Origin of the sequence: Paenibacillus sp. FSL P2-0089 (assembly GCF_038595095.1) — a bacterium.
Taxonomy (GTDB): domain Bacteria; phylum Bacillota; class Bacilli; order Paenibacillales; family Paenibacillaceae; genus Paenibacillus_AQ; species Paenibacillus_AQ silagei.
The window spans coordinates 1,733,660-1,756,724 of record NZ_CP152006.1; the positions used below are offsets into that span (position 1 = coordinate 1,733,660).

Sequence of the window (23,065 nt, forward strand, 5' to 3'; positions counted from 1 at the left end):
GCGGGAAATGGATGAAGTAAATTGAAGACTATAAAAGTGGATATGGACACATTTTCTATTGGATCTGTAAAGTTTATAATTATTGATAACGCTATCATAGCGGATCAAATGACGGGGGCGATAAGGTGGTAATCCGGATCATGATTGCGGATGATGAGGAAGTGATCCGCCGCGGGCTTGAGAAGATTGCTTCCAGAATGGATGTGGAAGTCAGGGTAATCGGCTCATACGGCAACGGGCTTGAGGCCTGGAACCATCTGCAGGAGCTAAGCCTGGAAGAGATCGATCTTCTTATTACAGATATCAAGATGCCAAGAATGGATGGATTCAAGCTGATTGAAGAGGCGAGAGCGCATCTCAAGCAGTTGCCAATAGCTGTACTGAGCGGCTTCAGTGAATTCGACTACGCCCGTAAGGCGATGCGCTTCGGTGTGCTTGATTATCTGCTGAAGCCCATTGATAAGGCCCAATTATATGATCTGCTCAAAAGCGTAGAAGCGACTAAGCAGACGCCTGCGGCTGCTCTCCCGGATGAAGTGCTGCATCAGCCTTCTGAAGGCGGGGAGCATTATGTGGTAGAGCAGATGAAGAGTATTCTTCAACTGGAATACGGGCTTAATTTCGAGCTTGAGCGGCTGGCTGAGGCCGTGGGAATGAATGCGAGTTATATCAGCAGGCTGTTCAGGCATAAGACAGGGCAGACCATTACGGACTACCTGATCGGCATCCGCATTGTGGAGGCCAAGAAGATGCTGCTCCATCATCCGGACCTGAAGAATTATGAGATTGCTGACAAAGTCGGCTACAGTGATCCGGTCTATTTCAATAAGCTGTTCAAAAAGATGTGCGGCATGACGCCCAAGGAGTATAAAGGCCGGTACAGATCATGATATGCGTCTCTTAGAATGATACGAACACATTTGCACTGCCCTTCACCTCCCCAGAGGTGATTGAGCAGTGTTTTTCTTTATTGTATTTTTTATATAACAAAAATAACAAATTTAAGACTAGAAAAAGCAATTGAAACCATCGTTTTGAGGGGTTATACGGTCTATAATTGCGATGTAAGCGATAACAACAGCGAATCCAAGGTGAAGACAAGATGATTTAAGTTCTGTTTATTGGAATAACGGATCGTATTGTTATTGTTTTGTTATTAATCTATTTCGTTCTAAATGAAGAGAGGGGTCAGAAATATGATGAAAAAAACCAAAGCAGTTACCGGGTTGGCAGCGCTGACACTGATGGCCGGGCTGTTCTCCGGCTGTGCATCTGACAACAATAACGCCACTAATGCGGCAGCAACCAATGCAGGCAGCAACACAGGTACCACTGCGGAGGCAACAGCCGCTCCAGAGGGAGGTGCCGCCAAGGATCTCAAGGGTGATATTACGGTGATTACGCAGCGGACGGATATCGTGGATACCGTGTTCAAAGACTACGCCGCCAAGTTCAACGAGAAATATCCGAATATCAAAGTGAATTTCGAAGCCTTATCCAACTATGAGGATCAGATCAAAATCCGCATGAGCACCAGTGATTACGGGGATGTTCTGCTGCTGCCAACCAGCGTAGCGATTAAGGATCTGCCGGACTTCTTCGAGCCGCTGGGTAAAAAGTCTGACCTGGAGCAGCAATATACAGGCCTGGAAGAGCGGACAGTAGACGGGATTTCCTACGGCATTCCGATTACGGTTAATTTCTCCGGCGTGATCTACAACAAGCAGGTCTTCAAGGATGCCGGAGTGACCGAGGTTCCAAGAACCTTTGACCAGTTCTCCGCCGCACTGAAGAGCATCAAGGAGAAGACGGATGCCGTCCCTCTCTACACGAACTATGCTGCGGGCTGGACGCTGACCCAGTGGGAAGCGGATCTGGCTACCGTTGCCGGAGACCGTGAATATGTCAACATCGGCCAGGTGGCCTCCGACGATAACTTCGTTCCAGGCCAGCCGCACTACGAGCTGTACAAGGTAATGTACGATGCGGCCAAAGACGGTCTGATTGAAGAGGACCCTACTACAACAGACTGGGAATCCTCCAAGGCAGATCTGGCGAACGGTAAAATCGGTACCATGATGCTTGGCTCCTGGGCGATCGGTCAGATCAAAGGGCTCGCTGCCAGCCCGGATGATATAGGCTTCATGCCATTCCCTACCAACGCCGACAAGATCCTGGTGCCTCTGTCTGACGACTATAATCTGGGGGTTAGCATTCACAGTAAAAACAAAGAGGCCGCCAGAGCCTGGGTAGACTGGTTCATCAATGAATCCGGTTATCCGACAGTGGAAGGCGGGGGCATGAGTCCGGTAGAAGGAGCCGAATTGCCTGAAATTCTCAAGCAATTTGCAGGCACTGACATTACCTTTGACACGCTTGCTCCAGCCAAAGCCGGTGAAGAGGGCTGGGTGGATGCCATTGATAAAGAAGCTGAAATCGGTCTCTGGCAGCCTGACTTCAAGAAAGTAATCATCGAGGCGGCGATTGGCAACCGCAAGCAATCCTATGATGACATTATGAAAGAACTGAATGATAAATGGAAAGCAGCCAGAGCCAAAATTGTGACTGCCAAGTAAATTAAAGAACAAAAGAAAGGGGAGATGCCGTAACGGCATAGTCCCCTTCACTTTTGCAGGGATGGAAGCGGACTTAAGAGCAGTAAGTTTTCTGGAGGTGTGGAGAGTGCCCAAATTGTCTAACATGAGCTATAAAAATCAACGGATTTTGATCATCTTTTTATTTTCGCTAGTACCCGTAGTTCTGCTGCTGACGTTCTCCTATTTACCTGTGTTTAAAATGTTTCAGTACAGCTTTACCAGCTGGAACGGGCTAAGCAAAAATATGGAGTATATCGGCTTTGACAACTACAAGACGATCTTTACCAAGCCGGAGTACTTCGCCGTATTCAAGGTCAGCTTGTATTACTTTTTTGCCACCTTTGTCCAGATGGGGCTGGCGCTTTATTTTGCCACGATTCTGAGCTTCAATGTCCGGATGAAGAACTGGTTCAAGGGGATTCTGTTCTTTCCGACCTTGCTGAACGGTGTGGCGATCGGGTTCATCTTCCTGTTCTTCTTCAAGCCGGCAGGCACTCTTAATACCATTCTTGATCTGCTTGGACTCGGGGCGCTGCAACAGAAATGGCTGCTGAATCCGCAGCTCATTAACATCTCTCTCGCTTTTGCCTCGGTATGGAGGTATATGGGGATGAACTTTATTATCTTCCTTGGCGCAATTTCCTCGATCGGCAGCGATATCTATGAAGCCTCGGAGATAGACGGCGCTAACCGCTGGCATCAGTTCCGGCATATTATCATCCCAAGCATCAAGCGTATCCTCCAGCTCAATCTGATCCTCGCGGTCAGCGGGGCGATCGGTGTGTTTGAGATTCCGTACGTGATGACCGGCGGCTCCAACGGCAGCGGCACTTTTGTCATCCAGACCGTCGATGTGGCCTTCAAATACAGCAAGCTGGGGCTGGCTTCGGCAATGGCTGTGGTACTGCTTGGTATTGTGGTGCTTGTCACGATCTTGCAGCGCATTCTGATCAAGGAGGAGAAATAGAGCGATGCACACCTTCAAATATAACGTGGCGGCCTTCTTCAAATATCTCTCCCTGGTGCTGGGTGCGCTGATGGCGCTGATCCCGATTGTCGTTGTTTTCTTCGCCTCCTTAAAGACCAATGCCGAATACGCTTCAACCGGTCCGCTGACCCTGCCCGAGAACTGGCTGAATTTCACCAATTACACCAAAGCCTTCGTAGACGGGAACATGCTGCTCGGCTTCATGAACACGATCATTATCGTCCTTATTTCCATTGCGGGCGCTACGCTTACCGGCTCGATGATGGCTTATATTCTGGCCCGCTTTAAATTCAGAGGCAGTAAGGCGCTGATGGGGGCTTTTCTGCTGGCTACGCTGATTCCCGGAGTAACTACACAAGTAGCAACTTTTCAGATTATCAATGCTCTGGATTTGTTCAATACCCGCTGGGCGCCGATTCTGATGTATCTGGGGACCGATATTATCGCTGTCTATATCTTCATGCAGTTCCTGGACTCGATCTCTGAATCGCTGGATGAATCCGCAATGCTGGATGGTGCCTCCTACTGGACGATCTACTGGAGAATCATTCTTCCGCTGCTGAGTCCGGCCATTGTGACGGTGATCATCGTGAAGGGTGTTAATATCTACAATGACTTCTATACCCCGTTCCTGTATATGCCAAAAAGCAGCCTACAGGTCGTATCTACCGCATTGTTCAAATTCAAAGGACCCTACGGCTCCCAGTGGGAGGTTATCTGCGCCGCGATTATGATCGCCATCATTCCGACGCTGATTGCGTTCGTAGCGCTGCAAAAATACATTTATAACGGCTTCGCCCAAGGGTCGGTCAAATAAAGCGGCAAGCCGGGGAGCAACACACCACCGCAGCGGCTGCTGCAACTATCATTGGAGGGATTCTATTATGAGAGAAGTTAAACTGACGGCCAGCCAAAGTCTGCCGAATATGCCTTGGCAGGACAGACCTGCCGGGAATGACAATCCGGTCTGGAGACATAGCGATAATCCGGTGATCAAGCGCAATCCGGCGAAGGGGGTCGCCCGTATTTTCAACAGCGCGGTGATCGCTTACGAGGGCAGCTTCCTGGGAGTCTTCCGTGTGGAGGATCACACGACCCGCCCCCATCTGCGGATGGGCCGCAGCGCGGACGGCTTGGACTGGATTATTGATGAGCAGCCGATCCAATTCAAGGACGAGGCAGGCCATCCGTATATGCCGCGTTACGCATATGATCCCCGTCTGGTGAAGGTGGAGGATACGTATTACATCATCTGGTGCACGGATTTCTACGGGGCAGCGATCGGCGTTGCCAAGACACAGGACTTCAAGCACTTCATCAGTCTGGAGAATCCGTTCCTGCCGTTCAACCGTAACGGTGTACTGTTCCCGAAGAAAATAGGCGGCAATTTCGTCATGCTCTCCCGTCCAAGCGACAGCGGACATACGCCGTTCGGCGATGTCTTCCTCAGTGAGAGCCCGGACTTCGTGTATTGGGGCAAGCACCGGCATGTTATGACCAAGGGCGGACAAGGCTGGTGGCAGAGCACCAAGATCGGCGGCGGACCTGCGCCCATTGAGACCTCGGAAGGCTGGCTGATGTTCTATCACGGGGTTACAGGGACCTGCAACGGTCTCGTCTACAGCATGGGCGCTGTGATTCTGGATGCAGATGAGCCTTCGAGAGTGAAATACCGCTCCCGGAATTTCGTGCTGACCCCGGAAGAATGGTATGAGGAAAGAGGCTTCGTCAACAATGTACTCTTCCCTTGTGCTGCGCTGAGCGATGCGGATACCGGCCGGATTGCCATCTATTACGGGGCTGCGGACACCTATGTCGGCGTTGCCTACACCACTGTCCAGGAAATCGTCAATTACGTTATCGAGACTCATGAAGAGGTTGGCGATGATGCCGGTCCTGGCAGAATGTAAGCCGGAATCCTCTGCCCGCCATTGACGTAATTTGCTGCATACAACAAAATCACAGCCACCAAGGAGCTGATGGTATATCATGAATAGGGTCATGAATACCAAGAATACATAGAATCTGGCGGTGGTTTTTTGAGCAGGTCAACAGTTCGGAGTACCTCTATTCTTTCTCGGCTGCATCCCTCCAAGTCGCTGGGGATGCGGCTCTTTCTGGTTTTTTTCATCGCGACCATGGGAATTGTGCTGTCTCTGGGTTATATTTCTTACGCTGTGGCCAGACATACGATTGAGAACAATGCATTGTCTGCTAATCAGCAGACTGTGGAGCAGACGGCTGAGAAGCTGGATGTCGTCCTGCTGCGCTATGAAGATAATCTGGGTCAGCTGTTCTACAATGAGGATATTCAGCAGGCGGTCGCACTGGCAGGCCCTGCTGCCGCAGATTCTGCGAAGCGTACAGAGCTGTCCACGACGATTAACGGGGAGCTCGATCAATGGCTCTCGGCTGTACCCGGCGTGCAGGCAGTGTATCTGGTTCCGCTGGATGAAGCGTTGCCCGCAGCCGGAGCTGGTGAAGTGGATAATGATTTCCTAGCGGCTATCCGTGATGCAGCATGGTACAAGCAGCTGCAGGAGAAGCCGCAGAGCCGGTGGATTACCGAAGCGTTGAAGCAGGGAGAGGCTGAAGGAGTGGTGCGTTTCGCTAAGTCTGTGGCGGCGGAAGCGGGTCACACCGGTTATCTGGCGGTCTGCGATATTAAGAGTACAGAGCTTGACAGCCAGCTGAAAATGGTTGATCTGGGTCAGGGTTCCTATATCCAGTTGCTGACTGCCACAGATGAGCTTATTGCCTCTTCCCAGCAAGAGGAGACGGACACCTATCTGCGCCTGGGGGGAACCCTGTTCAAGGGATTAAGCGACACCTCCGGCTCCCTGCCGACCAAGGATGAGAAGGGCAAATCCATTCTTGCGGTCTACGGTACGCTGCATACCTCCGGCTGGAGACTGCTCGGTGTGGTGCCTTCCGGCAATCTGACCAAGGATGCGGGACGGATCCTTAACACAACCTACATAGCGGTGGCCGCCGCTGCTGCCGTTGCCGTACTGATAGGACTCTGGATGGTACGGATGGTCTCACGTCCGCTCTCACGTCTGCGGGATCTGATGGTCAAGGGGGCAGATGGGGATCTGCGCGTACGCACCGATGTCGTCACCCGTGATGAGATAGGCCAGCTGTCCGGCTCCTTCAACCTGATGATGGAGCAGATTACAGAGCTGGTCGTCCACACCAATGAGACCGCGCGTGAGGTTACGGAAGCAGCGGAAGCCCTTGGCAATGCCTCGCGGGACACAGCGGTGGCAGCGAAGGATATTGCCGCAGCCACGGAAGAGATTGCCGGCGGTGCCGGCAGCCTCTCACTGGAGGCGGACCGGGGTAATGAGATGACGGCTCAGATCTCGGAGAAGATGGAAGCTGTCATTGCAGTAGCCCATGAGATTGGCGGAACTGCGCATAGCGTGGAGCAAGCCAGTGCGGAAGGGGTAGTCAAGCTGCAGGAGCTGCTGGGCAGAACGCAAGAGACTGGCGACAGGACAGGCAAGCTGGTCCTTAAGGTGAATGAGCTTAAGGATACCGCCTCATCGGTCATTCAGGTGCTGGAGGTCATGCAGAGCATCACCCAACAGACCAATATCCTGTCGCTGAACGCCACTATTGAAGCGGCGCGGGCAGGCGAAGCGGGCAAAGGCTTCACGGTTGTCGCCGATGAAATCCGCCAGCTGGCGGAGCAGTCCAAGCGTTCGATTGCCGTGGTGGGCGAGATCACGGACCGGATCATGCGGGATATGCATGAGACGGTAGACGCCTTGTCCGAGGTTGCGCCGCTGTTCGGGGAGCAGATGGACTATGTTCAGAACACCAGTGAGATCTTCATTAGTGTACAGGGGCAGATGCATCAGCTGATTACCAGGCTGGATTCGGTATCTACTTCGATTGACGGCCTGAACCACTCGCAGCAGGTCCTGTCAGAGACGATAGGTAATGTCAGCTCATTCGCCGAAGAATCCTCGGCCGCCTCTGAAGAGGTAGCCTCCCTTACCGGAGAACAGGAGAATGTAAGCGAATATCTGGTTACCCTCTCCAGTAAGCTGGAGAATGCCTCCTCCAGACTGCGGGAGCGATTATCCAAGTTCAATGTATGAGCCTAACTTCTTCAGACCGCTTTCCTTTATGGGAAGCGGTTATTTTGCTTTTAGAGCTGGGTATACTAGTACAGCATCAGATTTAAAATGGAGGACTCGGTGTAACGAACGAGGGAGCTCATATTCTGGAAGGAAGCCACCTTTAGCAAGTAAAGAACCCCATGGATTAAACTAAATATTCAGTTTGTAACGAACCATGAGAGATAAGTGTATTCGGTGCAACTAAAAACAGTTAAAAGGAAGGCCTGCCTCTCCTAACTGTATTCCATACAACTAAATTTGCCCGAATGGGCGAAAATCCAGGTATAGAGGCATTTTAATTGCACGAAATACAACTAAACAGAGATTCGGCGGCATATCCGGCGATTTAGTTGTACAGATTGCAATTAAGCCTCCCCCTTGGACCCTAATCGGGGCGCTGCTAACCCTCAGCAAGCAATTAGTTAAAGTGATTCTCACACTTTTAAATCTGATGAGCTGCTAGTAGCCAAGGTTTTTCAGTCCACTGGATGGAGGAATAGCAATTTGCACAAGCTGATTCATACACGCATATTTTGGGGATGCCTGATCCTGTGTATGCTGCTGGCGGGCCTGATGATCAGGCTGGCCTGGGTACAGCTGCTGCTGAAGGATAGTGTAGTAAGCGGCACCCGTTACACAGTAGCTCAGATGGCAGAGCTGCAAAGTGAGCGGGAGACGGTGCTGGACAGCGGAAGAGGACGGCTGTATGACAAACACGGAAGGGCGCTGGCTGGAGAGACGGTCTGGACCACTGCGCTGTTCCCGCCGGAGGAAGAGCTTCACCGGCATCATGGTGCCGGTGAATATAACGATGACCAGCAGCTTCACCGTCTGGCGGAGATTCTTGGCGTCAGCTACAGCCAGCTGCAGGCAAGACGGCTGGGGCTAAAGGAGCCGTTGCTCTGGCCTTCCGGCCAAGGCACGGGGCCGCTGGCCCTGACCCTGCCGCAGGCCAGAGAAGTGGAGGCGCTTGCGATTGAAGGTGTCCGGGCGCTGCCTTTTGCCCGCAGATATAACGGATCTGCATCCGGCCGACAGTGGCTCGGTTATCTGTCTGAAGCTTCAGGCGAAGCTGTCACTCAATCCCCTACAGGGCTGAGAATTCCAAGAACCGGCACAGACGGGCTGGAGAAGACGCTGGAGCCGCTGCTGCAGGGCGTGGGGCACACGGAGGCCGTTGCCCAGGTTGATGCGCGCGGCAAACGGGTTCCGGGAAGCCCGATCACAGTCAAGGCGCCGGGCAACCCCTATTATCCGCTGTCACTATATACCACAATTGATCTGAAGCTTCAGGAGAGCATTGAGCAGCTGGCGGCGGAAGCCGGGGTGAAGGAAGGGGCGATTGTGGTAATGGACAGCCGGAGCGGTGATATCGCAGCGATGGTCTCCTTGCCGTTCTACAATCCGCAGCAGGTCTCACCGCAAGGGGGAGAATGGAACAACCGTGCTCTTCAAGCGGCCGCTCCGGGCTCCATCTTCAAAATTGTTACGGCCGCTGCCGCACTTGAAGCCGGGCTCACCACACCGGAGGAGCCTTTCTTCTGTGCAGGAGCATATGGGAAATACGGATTGTCATGTCCCCACGGCAAAGGACACGGCGCCCTTACGCTTAAGCAAGGGTTCGCCGTGTCCTGTAATACTGTATTTGCTACGCTGGCCGAGCGGCTGAGCGGTCTGAAGCTTCAAGCTACCGCCCTTGCCCTTGGACTGGGCCGGAGCATCGGGTGGCAGGCGGAGAATACGCTCGGTCTGCCGCTGCTCCGGCCGCTGGCCGGAGAGCAGCCGGGAACCATCTTCACCACGCTCCTGCCGGATGACGGCGGGGCGAGAGTCCAGACGGCGATCGGCCAGCGCGATGTGCGAATCACTCCGCTGCAGGCGGCGAATCTGGTCGTCACACTGCTGCATGGCGGTGAGGTGAGAGCGCCGCGGATTCTGGAGCGGGTTGCTTTTGCCAATGGACAGACGCTTAAGGAGCTTCCGGGACATCTGGCGCCAGCGCCGGAGGGGCGGATCGCTCCGGCCACTGCCCGTGTGCTGCTGGGCATGATGCGCAGCGTAGTCACAGAGGGCACAGGCCGGATGCTGAAGCCTGCCGCTTGGCCGCTCGCCGGCAAATCAGGCACGGCCCAGACGCTGGTGCATGGCACGCCGCGCAACAATCAATGGTTCATCGGCTATGGTCCGGTTGACCATCCGAAATATGCGGTGTCTGTGGCGATAGAGAATGTGGCTCCAGACAGTCCGCAGGCCGCCACCCGCCTGTTCGGTCAGGTGTTCGAGCTGTTGTCGGGGCTGGAAGGCGGATCAACCGGGGCCTGAGGGCCTGGACCGGCAGGCTGCGCATTAGACTCGGCATTCCCGGCCGGACTGCTGCTTACGGGAGCGCTTGCCGTAGAGGTTCCCGAGGCCGCGAAGGGCGAGACGACGAACTCCTCCTGCGGCAGATAGATCCACTGCTGGAGATATCCCTGCTGGAGGAGCTCCTTGAGCAGAATCAGCAGAATCGGCGACAGAATGAGTCCTGCTATTCCGAACAGGGAGGAGGACAGAATCACGAAGGAGAGCATCAGAAAGGCAGAGGAGACACCGATCGAATTCCCTGTGATTTTGGGCTCCAGCAGCTGTCTAACCACCATTACTACAGCCAGCAGAACGATGAGCCCGATAGCAAGCGAAGTATTTCCAACAATGAACAGATAGATGATCCAAGGGATCAGCACCGCAGGTACCCCGAGCAGCGGCAGCAAATCGACCACGGCGCAGACCAGCGCGATGGTGAGTACATTGCCCGTCCGAAGAATCAGCAGGCCAGCAAGAATAATGACGAAGGTGATGCTGATCAGGATCATCTGTGCTTTGATATAAGAACCGATAGCCTTGAATACATTTCCCTGCAGGAAGGCGTAGGCCGTCTTGAACGTCTTCGGCAGCTTCTCGTGGGCAATTCGGCGCCAGTCCTTAATCTCCATGCTGAGGAAAAAGGCGAGAATGATCGCAATCCCGAAATTAGCCATAAAGGAAGAGAAAGAGCCAAGCACTCCGACCATATATTTGAAGAAGGCGACCATCCACTTCGAGAGAATATTGGTGGCATCTGTGAAATAACCGTTCAGCTTATCTGTCACATCGGATGGAAGCGAATCGATTTTGTGCTGAAGATAGGTCGTAGTCTCTGCGAAATGCTGCTGGACCACGTATGTATATTTGGGCAGATTATTCTGGAGGTGAATCGCCTGGGTCGTAATCAGCAGTCCGGCACCGAACAGGACGCCCAGCAGGATGACCAGGAAGAGCACCACGGAGATCGCAGAGGCGAAGGGCTTGGCCATTCCCTTGCGGTTCAGGAAGCGGGCCAGCGGCTCAATCAGCAGAAATACAAAAAAGGACAGGAACACCGGCGCAGCCAGCTGGTACAATTTACTGAAGCCGAGCATCACTAAATATACGGTTAGAACAAGCAGCCCAATGTCGAAAAAGGTGCGCCAATATTTTCTGTACAGCGGCAGCATAGATTTAAACGACCCCTTTGTGAAGATGAATTTGTAACCTGCACTTCAACTCATTGTACACGATTTTAATAAAAAACGTCTATTTCTTTGGCAGCTGTGTTAAACTAGGAGGTGATGTTTTTTAAAGCTGTCGCTTCTACTTACTCTACTTGGCCGTATCACATCTATCTCCTAACAGACGTAAGGCGAGCCAAAGTCAACTCTGGAAAAGCGGTGATTGTACATGCAGACTTTGCTGCTCTGGCTATTTTATATCTCAACCTTTTATGCTTTTATTCCCGGTATGATCAGCCGTTTATTTGGTTATCGTGTCTTCCGTAAAGGAATTGGGCGTACGGATTACGGCCTGACCTTTGATGACGGGCCAGACCCGCATTATACACCGCTGCTGCTCGATCTGCTTAAGCGCTACGATGCGAAGGCGACCTTTTTTGTCGTTGGCTCGCACGCGGAGCAGCACCCCGAGATCATCAAGCGAATGCATGACGAAGGGCATTTGATCGGAATTCATAATTATGTGCACAAGACGAACTGGCTGATGCGTCCCGCCACGGTGAGGAAGCAGATTGACCGGACGGACGAGATCATCTTCTCCATTACCGGCGAGCGCAGCACGTATTACCGTCCTCCTTGGGGAATCGTGAACCTGTTCGACTTCTCCAAACGCCGTCAGGTGCAGATTGTGCTGTGGTCGGCGATGTTCGGCGACTGGAAGGAGAAGCTTGGAGCGGAGAAGCTGACCGAGAAGCTCATTGCGAAGCTCGGCCCGGGGGAGGTGCTTCTGCTGCATGACTGCGGTACGACGATCGGCGCTGATCCGAATGCACCGGAGCATATGCTGATTGCGCTGGAGCGGATGCTGGCCGAGGCCGAGCGGCGCGGACTGCACAGCGTCCGGATTGACGAGATGATCAAGGCGGTGCAGCGCTCCCCGATCACGCATTTGTCCTTCGGCAAGCGGCTGCTTGTCGGTTTATGGCTGGGCTGGGAGAAGCTCTTTCAGCTGCTGTTCCAGATCAAGACAATCTCGCAGGAAGACCCGTTCCTGCATTACCGGCTGCGCAAGTACCAGGGCAGAACGGTCCACATGGATAATGGCGAGACCTTAAGCAAGGGCGACAAGGTGATCGAGCTGCATTTCGATAACAGGCAGCTATTCGAGCTGGGAGTTCATTCCCGTTCCACTGCCCAGCTTGCGATCCGCCTGATCCGCCGGATGGAGAAGGATCTGCCGGTGCTGGCCGAGCGGATTTGCGGTGATGTGGAGCTAGCTGAATCCAAAGCGCTCTACGGAGTCAGCATGATCAACCGCGGGCCGGAGAAGTTCGGCTTCATCGTACTGGATCTGCCCAGCGGACTGTTCGCCAGCAGCACCAAGTTCTACCTTAGTATTCTCATGAGTGTGATTCATCCGTCAGGCGGCGCAAGACTTAAGGAACGCAGTGACCAACTGGTGCCCAAGATGATACTGATGCCGGTATCGCAGCTTCTGGACCAGATGAACCGTCAGCTTCCGCACAAGCATGTGGAGCGGGTACACGAAGAGGAACGGACGCTTGAAGCTGAGCTTCCCGGAGCAACGGTAGTTCATTGAAGACGAAGCATACGCAGTTTAATGCACTTATATTGATTACAATCTCCGCTGGCCTGAATGGGCTGGCGGTTTTTTAGTTCCTGCACATGATGCAACATTCTTCTCCTCAAAGCTTCAATTCCTGCAGCAAAAAGAGCAGCTCCAACCGAATTTGCGGTTGGAGCTGCTCATATCATCATTACATTTGCTTAAGGCTGCGGCTCTAACGATTAGATCTTCAGCACGCCGCCCTTGCTTGCATTGGTAACCAGCTTGGAGTAACGGGCCAGATAACCGGTCTTCACCTTCGGCTCGAATTCTTTCCAGCCCTGGCGGCGGACCGCCAGCACTTCCTCGTCAACCAGCAGCTCGATCTTGCGGTTGTTGAGGTCCAGCTCAATGATATCGCCATCCTCTACAAAAGCGATCGGGCCGCCCTCAGCCGCTTCCGGCGAGATATGGCCGATGCTGATCCCGCGGGAGGCACCGGAGAACCGTCCGTCCGTGATCAGGCCGACCTTGGCGCCCAGGCCCATACCGACGATCTGCGAAGTCGGCGCCAGCATTTCCGGCATGCCCGGTCCGCCCTTCGGACCTTCATAACGGATAACGACTACATGGCCTTCTTTGACCTTGCCGTTCGCGATACCTTCCAGTGCTTCTTCCTGAGAGTCGAAGCAGATGGCAGGTCCTTTGTGATAGCCGCCAACAGAAGCATCCACGGCACCCACCTTGATGATGGAGCCTTCAGGAGCCAGGTTGCCGTAGAGTACAGCCAGTCCGCCAACTTGGGAATAGGGGTTGTCGATGGTATGAATAACAGATGTATCCTGGATCTCATGGCCGGTTACATTCTCGGCCAGTGTCTTGCCGGTAACCGTCATGCAATCGCCGAAGATTGCGCCCGGCTTCTTCAGTAATTCGTTCAGCACGGCGCTTACGCCGCCCGCCCGGTCCACATCTTCGATGAAGATATCGGAGGCCGGAGCCAGCTTGGCCAGGTAAGGAACCCGGTTGGCTACTTCGTTGATGCGTTCCAGCGGATAATCGATTTCGGCTTCCTGAGCAAGTGCCAGGGTATGCAATACGGTGTTGGTCGAGCCGCCCATTGCCATATCCAGCGCGAAGGCATTGTCCAGCGATTCCTTGGTTACGATATCACGCGGCTTCAGGTCCAGCTTGATCAGCTCCATGAGCTGGGTTGCTGACTTGCGGACGAAGTCTCTGCGTTCTTCGGCTACGGCCAGGATGGTGCCGTTGCCCGGAAGCGCAAGGCCCATAGCTTCAGCCAGACAGTTCATGGAGTTGGCAGTGAACATGCCGGAGCATGATCCGCAGGTAGGACAGCCGTATTGTTCGAGTTCGAGCAGCTCAGCATCGTTGATCTTGCCGACCTGATGCGCGCCAACGCCTTCAAATACAGAAGTGAGGGAGAGCTTCTTGCCTTTGCTGTCTACGCCGGCCTTCATCGGCCCGCCGCTGACGAAGATTGTCGGGATGTTGACGCGCAGTGCGCCCATCATCATGCCCGGGGTGATTTTATCACAGTTGGGAATGCACACCATACCGTCGAACCAGTGCGCGGATACTACCGTTTCCAGAGAGTCGGCAATGATCTCGCGGCTTGGCAGCGAATAACGCATACCGATATGACCCATGGCAATCCCGTCGTCAACGCCGATCGTGTTGAATTCGAATGGAACCCCGCCGGCTTCACGGATGGCTTCCTTCACGATTTTGCCGAATTCCTGCAGATGCACATGACCCGGAACAATATCGATATAGGAATTGCAGACCGCGATGAACGGTTTGCCGAAATCCTCTTCTTTAACGCCTGCTGCCCGCAAAAGGCTGCGGTGAGGAGCGCGGTCGAAGCCTTTTTTGATCATATCTGATCGCATTTTCTTGTTTGCCATGATGACTTTTCCCCCTAACAGTATTGGTGAAGCGAATATAGTGCCGCATTAACGCATTGCAATCCCGAAATATACGTATCTGCGGTGATTGGTTACGAACGTTAATAGAGAGTCTATCACAAAAATCCTGTTTTTTCTACCGGGCAGTGTGAAGTTTGTCGGGGGGGCACGCATGTAAAGTCTGGGCTAATATACAGAAAGAAGCCTATTCCGTATAGGATAGACTTCGGCAAATTGATATAGCATGGCAGCTTCATTCTATAGAGAGCGCCGGATGGCGGCACGCTGCAGGGAGAGCATCCACTCTACGGAGGGTTCCACGAGCGGGTTCAGCAGACGTCTGACCGCAGGCTGGGCGAGCAGAACTGTACATCCTACTGCACCGGCGAGCAGCAGCGCTGCTCCGGCCGGGTTGCCGATATAAGTATACAATCCGGAAATCACCGCCGTGCGGACCACAAAGCCATGCAGCAGAAAAACATAGAGGGTCCGGCGTCCCAGGCCGGTCATGCGGCTTAACCCGTAAGGCACCAGGCCCAGAAATGCCAGAGAAGCGATGAATTGCAGGCCATAGACCGCGAGCCGGAACAGACCCGCGTACCATTCATGGGCGCCAAGCTGCATATAAGTCATACTGCCGTATAGCCAGCCTATGGGGAGATTACTGCCAAGCAGGCCGATAGCAAGGAGCAGCAGGAGCGAAGCGGCGGCGGCGAAGCTTTTGACATACCGCTGATACAGCTTCACGAAAGCCCCGAAGGAGAAATGGTACCCGATCACAAAAAAAGGTAGATAGACAAAGGTGCGGCTGATGCTGAACCAGATCCCGTCCAGTTGCAGATAACCTACGGCCACCCCTGCGGTAACAGCGAAGGCCAGCTGGGCGCTGCGGGTCCAGCGGCTCATGCCCAGCATCAGCAGGCGCCAGCAGATGTGGCTGGCCAGGAACCAGAGCAGCAGATAAGGAGCGAAGAAGGAATGCTGTATATTATTGACATGAAACAGGGAGGCGTCAAGTAGGGAGTAAAGGCTCTGAAAAATAACATATTGCAAGGCAATCTGCAGCAGGACTTTGCGTCCTGGCGCTCCATGCAAGCTTGAACGGGCGAAGTATCCGGTTACCAGCACAAACAGCGGCATATGAAAACTGAAGATCCATTGGTAAAGCGTGTGAAGTCCGCTCATTTCTTGAATCAGGGGTTCGATCGCATTGGCCACAAAGACAGTTACAATAAGCATGAAGCGCAGATTAAGAAAAAAGGTCTCTCCGCGCGTGTTAAGCGGGCTTTCCCCGGTCATGACGTAACCTCCAATGAAATTAGGGTTTGCGTAGGGTTCGATACTTTAATTTTAAAATACATGATTTCCGGACAATAAATTGTGAAATACATCACAATAGTAAGCGCTATCATTGGAAATGGATAGGGCCAGATGTGGCGAAGTCTTGAAGGTTGTTTGAATTCACCGATTCCCTTATAATTTTCAGTATGCAGGAATCGGGAGTGAACACTAATGAAAAAGAATATAATCAGACGCCGTGTGCTTATTGGAGTGGTGTTGGTTCTACTGGTGGCGGGGGTGTTTATATGGAGATATCTGACCCCGTATAAGCCGGAGGCACGGGCTGAAACTGCTCTGATCTCTGCCGGGGGCGTCACTGTTGAACAGAATGACAATTGGATCTCGTTCGACCCTTCAGTGGTGCTCGGCACCGCCGTGATCTTTTATCCGGGCGCACTGGTCAAGGCGGAAGCATATGCGCCGCTGGCCCGTAAAGTTGCCGCTGCCGGTCACCCGTTCTACATTGCCAGAATGCCGCTTAATCTGGCTGTAATCAAAGGGGATGCCGCCGAAGAGATTATCCGCGTGCATCCGAAGCAGTCCTTCGTCCTGGGCGGACATTCGCTCGGCGGCGTAATGGCTTCACGCTTCGCTGCGGATCATGCCGGCCAGCTGGAAGGCGTTTTTTTTCTGGCCTCGTATCCCGATGAGAAAGGCAGCCTGAAGGACACCACGCTATCCGTCTTGTCTGTGCTTGGCACGCAGGATGAAGTCGTAGATCAGAAGAGCTATAACAAAGGGCGTTCCTATCTGCCGGGCAATACCGTATATGTGCCGGTTGACGGCGGTAACCATGCCCAATTCGGCAGCTATGGCGCGCAAAAGGGTGACGGGACCGCTACGATTACCGAAGATGAACAGCAGACCCGGACTGTCCGGGCGATGCTGGACTGGCTGGGGAATCTGCGCCAGAGCAAATGAACAACGAATACCTGAAGTAATATATCTTATGCAAAGGAGCGCTGGAATGCCTGTATTGCACATCGATGAACTCTCCGTTCCCGTAAGCGGCATCCTGTTCGATAAGGACGGCACGCTGCTTGATCTCCTGGCCACCTGGGGCAGCTGGGCCGAACTGGTGCTTGAGGGGCTGGGCAGCCAGCTGACTTTAATGGGCAGCAGACCCGTTACGGGAGCCGATCTGGCCCCGGTGCTGGGGACGACGCATGATGCTTCCGGACGAATTACCGGTTATGATCCCGCCGGTCCGCTCTCGATGGCAACGGCTGAGGAATCCACCGGAATTCTGGCCTGGCAGCTCTATACAGCAGGTCTCCCATGGAATGAAGCGGTGACGCGCGTGAATGCCATCTCCAAGGAGGCCATGAATGAGCTTCGCCGCCGCCGTACGGCTGTACCCATGCCGGGAGTATTGCCATTCCTGGAGCAGTGTGCCGCCGCTTCCCTGAAGCTTGGCGTTGTGACCTCTGACAATCTGTCCACTACCCGTGAGCATCTGGAATGGCTTGGCATCTCCGGGTACTTCGGGGCGGTGGTTACCCGCGACAGGGTAAAGTACGGCAAGCCTGCACCGGAGATGGCCGAGAAGGCCTGCCGGGAGCTGGAGCTGCGTCCCGAAGACACAGTGATTATCGGTGACAGCAATGCGGATATGCAGCTGGGCCGTGGGGCGGGACTGCGCCTTGCAGTCGGGATCTCACCGGACGGAAGGACAGACCATCTGCTGGATGCGGATATTGTGGTATCCGGCTATCCGGCGCTCCGCTTAACAATCTGAATGCATTACGAATGAGGTACAGAGAGGACAGGTGTAGATCATGGAACAATTACAGCTACTGGCTTCCTGGATTCAAAATAGCAATAATATCGTCTTTTTCGGCGGTGCCGGAACATCGACGGAGAGCGGCATCCCGGACTTCCGTTCGGCAGCCGGTCTGTATCAGACACAGCACAACTCCCCCTATCCGCCTGAGGTGATGCTCAGCCGCAGCTTTTTTATGTCCTCGCCGGACATTTTTTTTGATTTCTACCGCAGCAAGATGATTCATCCCGGAGCGAAGCCGAACGGGGCCCACCGGCTGCTTGCGGAGCTGGAGGAGAGCGGCAGGCTGAAGGCGGTCATTACGCAAAATATCGACGGCCTCCATCAGATTGCCGGCAGCCGCCGGGTTCTGGAGCTGCACGGCTCTATCCACCGCAATCACTGCATGGGGTGCCAGCGCTATTACGGCCTGGAGGAATGGCTGGAGCAGGAAGGCTCTGTGCCGCGCTGTGAGGACTGCGGGGGCATCATCAAGCCGGATGTGGTGCTCTATGAGGAAGCGCTCGATCATGAAGTGCTGGTTGAAGCCGTGGATGCCATTGCAGCGGCGGATCTGCTGATCATCGGCGGTACCTCGCTTACGGTTCATCCTGCCGCAAGCCTGGTTACTTACTTCAGGGGACAGCATACTGTATTGCTTAACGGCGAGCCTACCCCGTATGACGATCAGGCAGACCTGATTATAACAGAGCGGATCGGAGAGGTGCTGGGTAGAGTGCAGGGACTGCTGGGTTAACGCCCAGTCAGTCTTTTTTTATAGAACAAGATTACTTATGAGGCCGTGTGTTTAAAGAAGGGTATTCACAAAAGAGATACGAGAGGCAGGGATATAACATGGTATATGTGGCTAGTGATGAACGGTATGAAGGAATGCGTTACAACCGCACCGGCAGGTCAGGTCTCAAGCTTCCAGCCATCTCACTGGGCCTGTGGCATAATTTCGGCGGCATTGATGCCTTTGAGAATGGCCGCGGGATGATTACCCGTGCCTTTGATCTTGGAATCACCCACTTCGACCTGGCGAATAACTACGGGCCTCCGGCAGGATCGGCGGAAGAGCTGTTCGGCAAAGTGCTGGCCCGGGATCTCGCGCCGTACCGTGACGAGCTGGTGATCTCGACCAAGGCGGGATATACGATGTGGCCCGGCCCTTACGGGGACTGGGGTTCACGTAAATATATCCTGTCCAGTCTGGACCAGAGCCTGAAGCGGCTGGGACTGGACTATGTGGATATCTTCTATTCCCACCGTCCTGACCCGGATACCCCCATGGAAGAAACGATGGGAGCGCTGGATCATGCTGTACGCTCAGGCAAGGCGTTGTACATCGGCTTGTCCAACTATACAGCGGAGCAGACGCAGCAGGCTATTGCGATCCTGAAGGAGCTGGGCACCCCGCTGCTGATTCATCAGCCGAGGTATTCCATGCTGGACCGCTGGATTGAAGGCGGGCTTCAGGATGTGCTGGAGGAGCATGGGGTGGGCAGTATTGCCTTCACTCCGCTGGCGCAAGGTCTGCTGACGAATAAATATCTGAACGGCATTCCCGGAGATTCCCGGGCAGCCGGACCTTCGGTAGCGCTGAATGAGAGCCGGATTACGCCGGAGGTGCTGCGCAGAATCCACGCGCTGAACCAGATGGCCGTAACGCGCGGCCAGAGTCTGGCCCAGTTCGCCCTGCTCTGGACGCTGCGCGGCGGCCGGATCACCTCGGCGCTGATCGGCGCCAGCCGGGTCAGCCAGATCGAAGAGAATATCGCCGCGCTGTCCCACAGTGACTTCACTCAGGAGGAGCTGGACCGGATCGAAACGATCCTTAAGACAGAGGAGTGAAGCTTAAGGCGCTCAGCCTATGAGTTGCCATAAGGTCCGGCTTCCATAAATAACAATGCAAGCAGCCCGCTTCCTGTTCAGGAGACGGGCTGTTGCTCTAGGCGATACAGCTATTTCTCTCCAGGGTTCACTGTGGCCTGGCGGTAAGCGGTGGGGGACTGGCGGTAGAAACGCTTGAATTGCCGGGAGAAATACAGGGCATCGGTCAGTCCGACCGATGCCGCTACCTGCTCCACGGACAGCTCGGGACGTTCACGCAGCAGCAGGCGCGATTTCTCCACCCGCAGCTTCAGCAGGTAAGTGACCGGAGAGAGCCCCGTCTCCTGCTTGAAGATGCGGGAGAGGTAAGCACGGTTATACCCCAGAGAGCCGCACATCTGTTCAATCGAGACCGGATGGGCATACTGAGAAGCCATGTAGTGAATCATCTGCTTCACCGTCCGCTTGATCTGTGATTCCGCACCCGGCAGCCGGGTGGAGGAGACCAGCAGCTCCGCCGCTTCGCCGGCGATAAGGTACAGATACCCCAGAGAGGTCAGGGCGGCACTCTCCTTATTGGCATAGAAGGCGGACATCATCCCGGCAAGCGCTCCGGGTATTACACTGCCGCCTGCGGTAGACAGCACCGGGGCGAGCGGCGCGAAGCCCGCCTGCTCCGCAAGCTGTCCGGCATCGCCGCCGGTGAAGGCGGCCCAGCGGTAACGCCAGGGCGCCTGCTGATCCGAGATGTAGCTGACCAGCTGGCCCGGGTGGATCAGGAAGCAGTCTCCGGCTCCCAGCTCGTACGTATGCTCCTCTGTCCGGAAGACCCCGGAGCCTGATTCAATATAATGGAGCAGATAGTAATCGTAGATCTTGGGACCTGCCTGATGCAGCGGGAGGGTCTGGCTCTCTCCCGCAAAGAGTACATGCAGCAGCTGCTTATCGTAATAGACAGGATTTGATCCTACTGAATAGGTATGTTGCATTGCAAGCCGCCTTTCCTGAGCAGAACGCTTCTAAAACTAAGTGTATAGGGAGCGCCGGTTCACTTTTCCTTATACCGAGTATAGTCTCTTCAGAGACGAAAGTCACATTTGTCCATATATTGCACACATGATTGCATTATCAGGGCAAGTCTGATTTTATTATAATGTAAGCATGAAGGACGCAAGCTATAATCCACAGTCCCAGCACAAGCAGCGAAAGGATGGAGTGTCAATAATGAGCATACAGGAACTTAACAGTACATTTATCAAGAAGTACGGGGAGAGCGGGGAAGCCGCGCGGGTATTCTACGCACCGGGCCGCGTGAATCTGATCGGAGAGCATCTGGATTATAACGGAGGTTATGTTTTCCCGGCAGCCCTGGACTTCGGAACCACCCTGATTGTGCGCCCGCGTACAGACGGCAAGGTTCAATTCGCATCCACGAATTTCCCCTATGAAGCTTCTATCGACTTCAGCGACATCGGCGCAGCCAAGACCGGCGAATGGGTGGACTATCCGGTCGGCGTAATGGTGGAGCTGGCTAAGAAGGGTCACCCGGTATCCGGGGGCTACGATCTTTTGTTCCATGGTGAGATTCCTAACGGCTCGGGCTTGTCCTCTTCCGCTTCGATCGAGGTAGTGACCGGCTTCGCCTTCCTGACGCTGCTTGGCGGTGACACAGATACGGTGGAGATCGCCCTGCTGTCCCAGCGCGCGGAGAACCAGTATGTCGGCGTGAATTCCGGGATCATGGACCAGTTCGCTGTAGCCAATGGCAAGCGCGACCAGGCCATCCTGCTGATGTGCGATACGCTGGAATACAGCCTGGTCCCATTCGTAACGGGCAGCTATAAGCTGGTCATCGGCAATACGAACAAGAAGCGCGGTCTGGTGGACTCGAAGTATAATGAGCGCCGCAGCCAATGTGAAGAGGCACTCGCTATTCTGAAGCAGGAGGTTCCGTCCCTGTCCTATCTGGCTGAGGTGAAGCCTGAGCAGTTCGAGCTTCTGCAGGACAGAATTACGGACGAAACCGTCAGACGCCGGGCCCGCCATGTAGTGGAGGAGAATCAGCGTGTGCTTGACTCGGTGGAGGTGCTGAAGAACAATGATCTGAAGCAGTTCGGCCTGTACATGAATGACTCCCATGTCTCCCTCCGCGACCTGTATGAAGTCAGCTGCGAGGAGCTCGATGTGATGGTGGAAGAAGCGCAGCGCATTCCCGGCACACTGGGATCACGGATGACGGGGGCCGGATTCGGGGGATGTACGGTATCGCTGGTACACGAGGATGATGTGCAGCGGTTCATAACGGAAGTTGGAGAAGCCTACAAGAACAGAACCGGCCTGACCGGCGAATTCTATGTATGCGGCATCGGCAACGGCGTGGAAGAATTGAAAGGAGTGAAATAAGATGGCGATTCTGGTAACGGGCGGCGCAGGATACATCGGTTCACATACAGTAGCAGAGCTGCTGGACCGCGGGGAAGAGGTTGTGGTGATTGACAATCTGCTGACAGGGCACCGTGAGGCGCTGCTGGGCGGCAAGCTGTACGAGGGCGACCTGCGCGACAAGGCGCTGCTGGCGAAGCTGTTCTCCGAGAATGAGATCGAAGCGGTGATTCACTTCGCAGCCAGCTCCCTGGTGGGCGAGAGCATGAAGGACCCGGTTAAATACTACGACAACAATGTGTATGGAACGCAGTGTCTTCTAGAAGCCATGCAGCATGCCGGTGTGGATAAAATCGTCTTCTCCTCCACTGCCGCCACCTACGGCGAACCGGAAAAGGTGCCTATCGAAGAGACCGACCGCACCGAGCCTGCCAATGTCTACGGCGAGACCAAGCTGACCATGGAACGCATGATGGCCTGGTTCGACAAAGTGCTCGGCATCAAATACGTAGCGCTGCGCTACTTCAATGCCGCAGGCGCACACGCCAGCGGCAAGATCGGCGAAGACCACCGTCCGGAGAGCCATCTGATTCCGCTGGTGCTCCAGGCTGCGCTGAAGCAGCGCGAGAATATTGCAGTGTTCGGGGAAGACTATCCGACAGAGGACGGAACCTGCGTACGCGACTACATCCATGTCAGCGATCTGGCGGATGCGCATGTCCGTGCAGTCACTTATCTGCGCAGCGGCAGTGCAAGCAATATCTTCAACCTAGGCAACGGTCTGGGCTTCTCTGTGAAGCAGGTCATTGAGACTGCGAAGAAGGTTACCGGCCTGGACATTCCGGTTGTGGTTCAGGACCGCCGCGCCGGAGATCCGGCAGTACTCGTCGCTTCCTCTGACAAAGCCCGCAAGGTTCTGGGCTGGGACCCGCAGCATGCCGATCTGGAAGGCATTATTCAGAGCGCCTGGAGCTGGCACTCTGCCAATCCGCAAGGATACGGGGAGTAAGAAGCAATTCTGCTTGTTGCCC

18 protein-coding genes are annotated in these 23,065 nt (G+C 54.3%); 14 read left to right on the forward strand and 4 right to left on the reverse strand.

Annotated elements, in window-relative coordinates; genetic code table 11:
- Positions 1 to 125: 125 nt before the first annotated feature.
- From NST69_RS06995 to NST69_RS07025, 7 genes are all read left to right on the forward strand, one after another.
- Positions 126 to 890 carry a response regulator gene (locus NST69_RS06995; protein ID WP_340954955.1) on the forward strand — a complete coding sequence of 255 codons (765 nt, stop codon included), beginning with the start codon at positions 126 to 128 and terminating at the stop codon, positions 888 to 890.
- A gap of 309 nt (positions 891 to 1,199) precedes the next feature.
- Entirely contained in the window at positions 1,200 to 2,576 is a 1,377-nt protein-coding gene (locus NST69_RS07000; protein WP_342550104.1) for an extracellular solute-binding protein, read from the forward strand.
- Between the two features lie 106 nt (positions 2,577 to 2,682).
- A complete protein-coding gene (locus NST69_RS07005) occupies positions 2,683 to 3,564 on the forward strand; it encodes a sugar ABC transporter permease (protein ID WP_340978996.1) in 882 nt (293 codons plus the stop codon).
- 4 nt (positions 3,565 to 3,568) lie between these two features.
- Positions 3,569 to 4,402, forward strand: a complete 834-nt coding sequence (locus tag NST69_RS07010) for a carbohydrate ABC transporter permease (RefSeq protein WP_342548856.1) — start codon at positions 3,569 to 3,571, stop codon at positions 4,400 to 4,402.
- A 67-nt stretch (positions 4,403 to 4,469) separates the two neighbouring features.
- On the forward strand, positions 4,470 to 5,495 hold the full coding sequence (locus NST69_RS07015) for a glycoside hydrolase family 130 protein (protein WP_342548857.1): 1,026 nt from the start codon (positions 4,470 to 4,472) through the stop codon (positions 5,493 to 5,495).
- Positions 5,496 to 5,624: 129 nt separating this feature from the next.
- Positions 5,625 to 7,694: a methyl-accepting chemotaxis protein gene (locus NST69_RS07020; protein ID WP_340978997.1), complete on the forward strand. Its 2,070-nt coding sequence runs from the start codon at positions 5,625 to 5,627 to the stop codon at positions 7,692 to 7,694.
- 525 nt (positions 7,695 to 8,219) lie between these two features.
- A complete protein-coding gene (locus NST69_RS07025; RefSeq protein ID WP_342548858.1) occupies positions 8,220 to 10,037 on the forward strand; it encodes a penicillin-binding transpeptidase domain-containing protein in 1,818 nt (605 codons plus the stop codon).
- On the opposite strand, the gene NST69_RS07030 is transcribed toward NST69_RS07025, so the two are convergent.
- The gene (locus NST69_RS07030; RefSeq protein WP_342548859.1) at positions 9,986 to 11,227 is read right to left on the reverse strand and encodes an AI-2E family transporter; all 1,242 of its coding nucleotides are present in this window, start codon (positions 11,225 to 11,227) and stop codon (positions 9,986 to 9,988) included. The two genes, NST69_RS07025 and NST69_RS07030, sit on opposite strands and share 52 nt — an antisense overlap.
- Positions 11,228 to 11,450: 223 nt before the next feature.
- Between NST69_RS07030 and NST69_RS07035 the strand changes: the two genes are divergently transcribed.
- Positions 11,451 to 12,821 carry a polysaccharide deacetylase family protein gene (locus tag NST69_RS07035; RefSeq protein ID WP_342548860.1) on the forward strand — a complete coding sequence of 457 codons (1,371 nt, stop codon included), beginning with the start codon at positions 11,451 to 11,453 and terminating at the stop codon, positions 12,819 to 12,821.
- Positions 12,822 to 13,030: 209 nt separating this feature from the next.
- Here NST69_RS07035 and ilvD read toward each other — a convergent pair whose 3' ends face one another.
- Together ilvD and NST69_RS07045 are read right to left on the reverse strand one after the other, a co-directional pair.
- Positions 13,031 to 14,716 (reverse strand): dihydroxy-acid dehydratase, encoded by a 1,686-nt coding sequence (gene ilvD, locus NST69_RS07040; protein WP_342548861.1) that lies wholly within the window; start codon positions 14,714 to 14,716, stop codon positions 13,031 to 13,033.
- 258 nt (positions 14,717 to 14,974) lie between these two features.
- The gene (locus tag NST69_RS07045; protein WP_340954945.1) at positions 14,975 to 16,015 is read right to left on the reverse strand and encodes a fucose 4-O-acetylase; all 1,041 of its coding nucleotides are present in this window, start codon (positions 16,013 to 16,015) and stop codon (positions 14,975 to 14,977) included.
- Positions 16,016 to 16,228: 213 nt separating this feature from the next.
- Here NST69_RS07045 and NST69_RS07050 point away from each other — a divergent pair, with 213 nt between their 5' ends.
- The 4 genes from NST69_RS07050 to mgrA all read left to right on the forward strand — a co-directional run bounded on the left by NST69_RS07050 (position 16,229) and on the right by mgrA (position 19,673).
- Entirely contained in the window at positions 16,229 to 16,978 is a 750-nt protein-coding gene (locus NST69_RS07050) for an alpha/beta hydrolase (RefSeq protein WP_342548862.1), read from the forward strand.
- A 46-nt stretch (positions 16,979 to 17,024) separates the two neighbouring features.
- Positions 17,025 to 17,795 carry an HAD family hydrolase gene (locus NST69_RS07055; protein WP_342548863.1) on the forward strand — a complete coding sequence of 257 codons (771 nt, stop codon included), beginning with the start codon at positions 17,025 to 17,027 and terminating at the stop codon, positions 17,793 to 17,795.
- A 40-nt stretch (positions 17,796 to 17,835) separates the two neighbouring features.
- Positions 17,836 to 18,576 (forward strand): NAD-dependent protein deacylase, encoded by a 741-nt coding sequence (locus tag NST69_RS07060; protein WP_342548864.1) that lies wholly within the window; start codon positions 17,836 to 17,838, stop codon positions 18,574 to 18,576.
- Between the two features lie 98 nt (positions 18,577 to 18,674).
- The gene (gene mgrA, locus NST69_RS07065; protein ID WP_342548865.1) at positions 18,675 to 19,673 is read left to right on the forward strand and encodes an L-glyceraldehyde 3-phosphate reductase; all 999 of its coding nucleotides are present in this window, start codon (positions 18,675 to 18,677) and stop codon (positions 19,671 to 19,673) included.
- 110 nt (positions 19,674 to 19,783) lie between these two features.
- Here mgrA and NST69_RS07070 read toward each other — a convergent pair whose 3' ends face one another.
- Positions 19,784 to 20,641, reverse strand: a complete 858-nt coding sequence (locus tag NST69_RS07070) for an AraC family transcriptional regulator (protein ID WP_342548866.1) — start codon at positions 20,639 to 20,641, stop codon at positions 19,784 to 19,786.
- Between the two features lie 235 nt (positions 20,642 to 20,876).
- On the opposite strand from NST69_RS07070, the gene NST69_RS07075 reads away from it, so the two are divergent.
- A complete protein-coding gene (locus NST69_RS07075; protein WP_340954935.1) occupies positions 20,877 to 22,055 on the forward strand; it encodes a galactokinase in 1,179 nt (392 codons plus the stop codon).
- A 1-nt stretch (position 22,056) separates the two neighbouring features.
- Entirely contained in the window at positions 22,057 to 23,043 is a 987-nt protein-coding gene (gene galE, locus NST69_RS07080; protein ID WP_036696662.1) for a UDP-glucose 4-epimerase GalE, read from the forward strand.
- Positions 23,044 to 23,065 lie beyond the last annotated feature (22 nt).

Excerpts from the sequence above, each read along its gene's own strand:
- mgrA (WP_342548865.1), top strand. The coding sequence starts at position 18,675 with ATGGTATATGTGGCTAGTGATGAACGGTATGAAGGAATGCGTTACAAC.
- NST69_RS07045 (WP_340954945.1), bottom strand. The coding sequence starts at position 16,015 with ATGACCGGGGAAAGCCCGCTTAACACGCGCGGAGAGACCTTTTTTCTT.
- NST69_RS07055 (WP_342548863.1), top strand. The coding sequence starts at position 17,025 with ATGCCTGTATTGCACATCGATGAACTCTCCGTTCCCGTAAGCGGCATC.
- NST69_RS07010 (WP_342548856.1), top strand. The coding sequence starts at position 3,569 with ATGCACACCTTCAAATATAACGTGGCGGCCTTCTTCAAATATCTCTCC.
- NST69_RS07050 (WP_342548862.1), top strand. The coding sequence starts at position 16,229 with ATGAAAAAGAATATAATCAGACGCCGTGTGCTTATTGGAGTGGTGTTG.
- NST69_RS07075 (WP_340954935.1), top strand. The coding sequence starts at position 20,877 with ATGAGCATACAGGAACTTAACAGTACATTTATCAAGAAGTACGGGGAG.
- NST69_RS07015 (WP_342548857.1), top strand. The coding sequence starts at position 4,470 with ATGAGAGAAGTTAAACTGACGGCCAGCCAAAGTCTGCCGAATATGCCT.
- NST69_RS07060 (WP_342548864.1), top strand. The coding sequence starts at position 17,836 with ATGGAACAATTACAGCTACTGGCTTCCTGGATTCAAAATAGCAATAAT.
- ilvD (WP_342548861.1), bottom strand. The coding sequence starts at position 14,716 with ATGGCAAACAAGAAAATGCGATCAGATATGATCAAAAAAGGCTTCGAC.
- galE (WP_036696662.1), top strand. The coding sequence starts at position 22,057 with ATGGCGATTCTGGTAACGGGCGGCGCAGGATACATCGGTTCACATACA.
- NST69_RS07035 (WP_342548860.1), top strand. The coding sequence starts at position 11,451 with ATGCAGACTTTGCTGCTCTGGCTATTTTATATCTCAACCTTTTATGCT.
- NST69_RS07030 (WP_342548859.1), bottom strand. The coding sequence starts at position 11,227 with ATGCTGCCGCTGTACAGAAAATATTGGCGCACCTTTTTCGACATTGGG.
- NST69_RS07000 (WP_342550104.1), top strand. The coding sequence starts at position 1,200 with ATGAAAAAAACCAAAGCAGTTACCGGGTTGGCAGCGCTGACACTGATG.
- NST69_RS07070 (WP_342548866.1), bottom strand. The coding sequence starts at position 20,641 with ATGCAACATACCTATTCAGTAGGATCAAATCCTGTCTATTACGATAAG.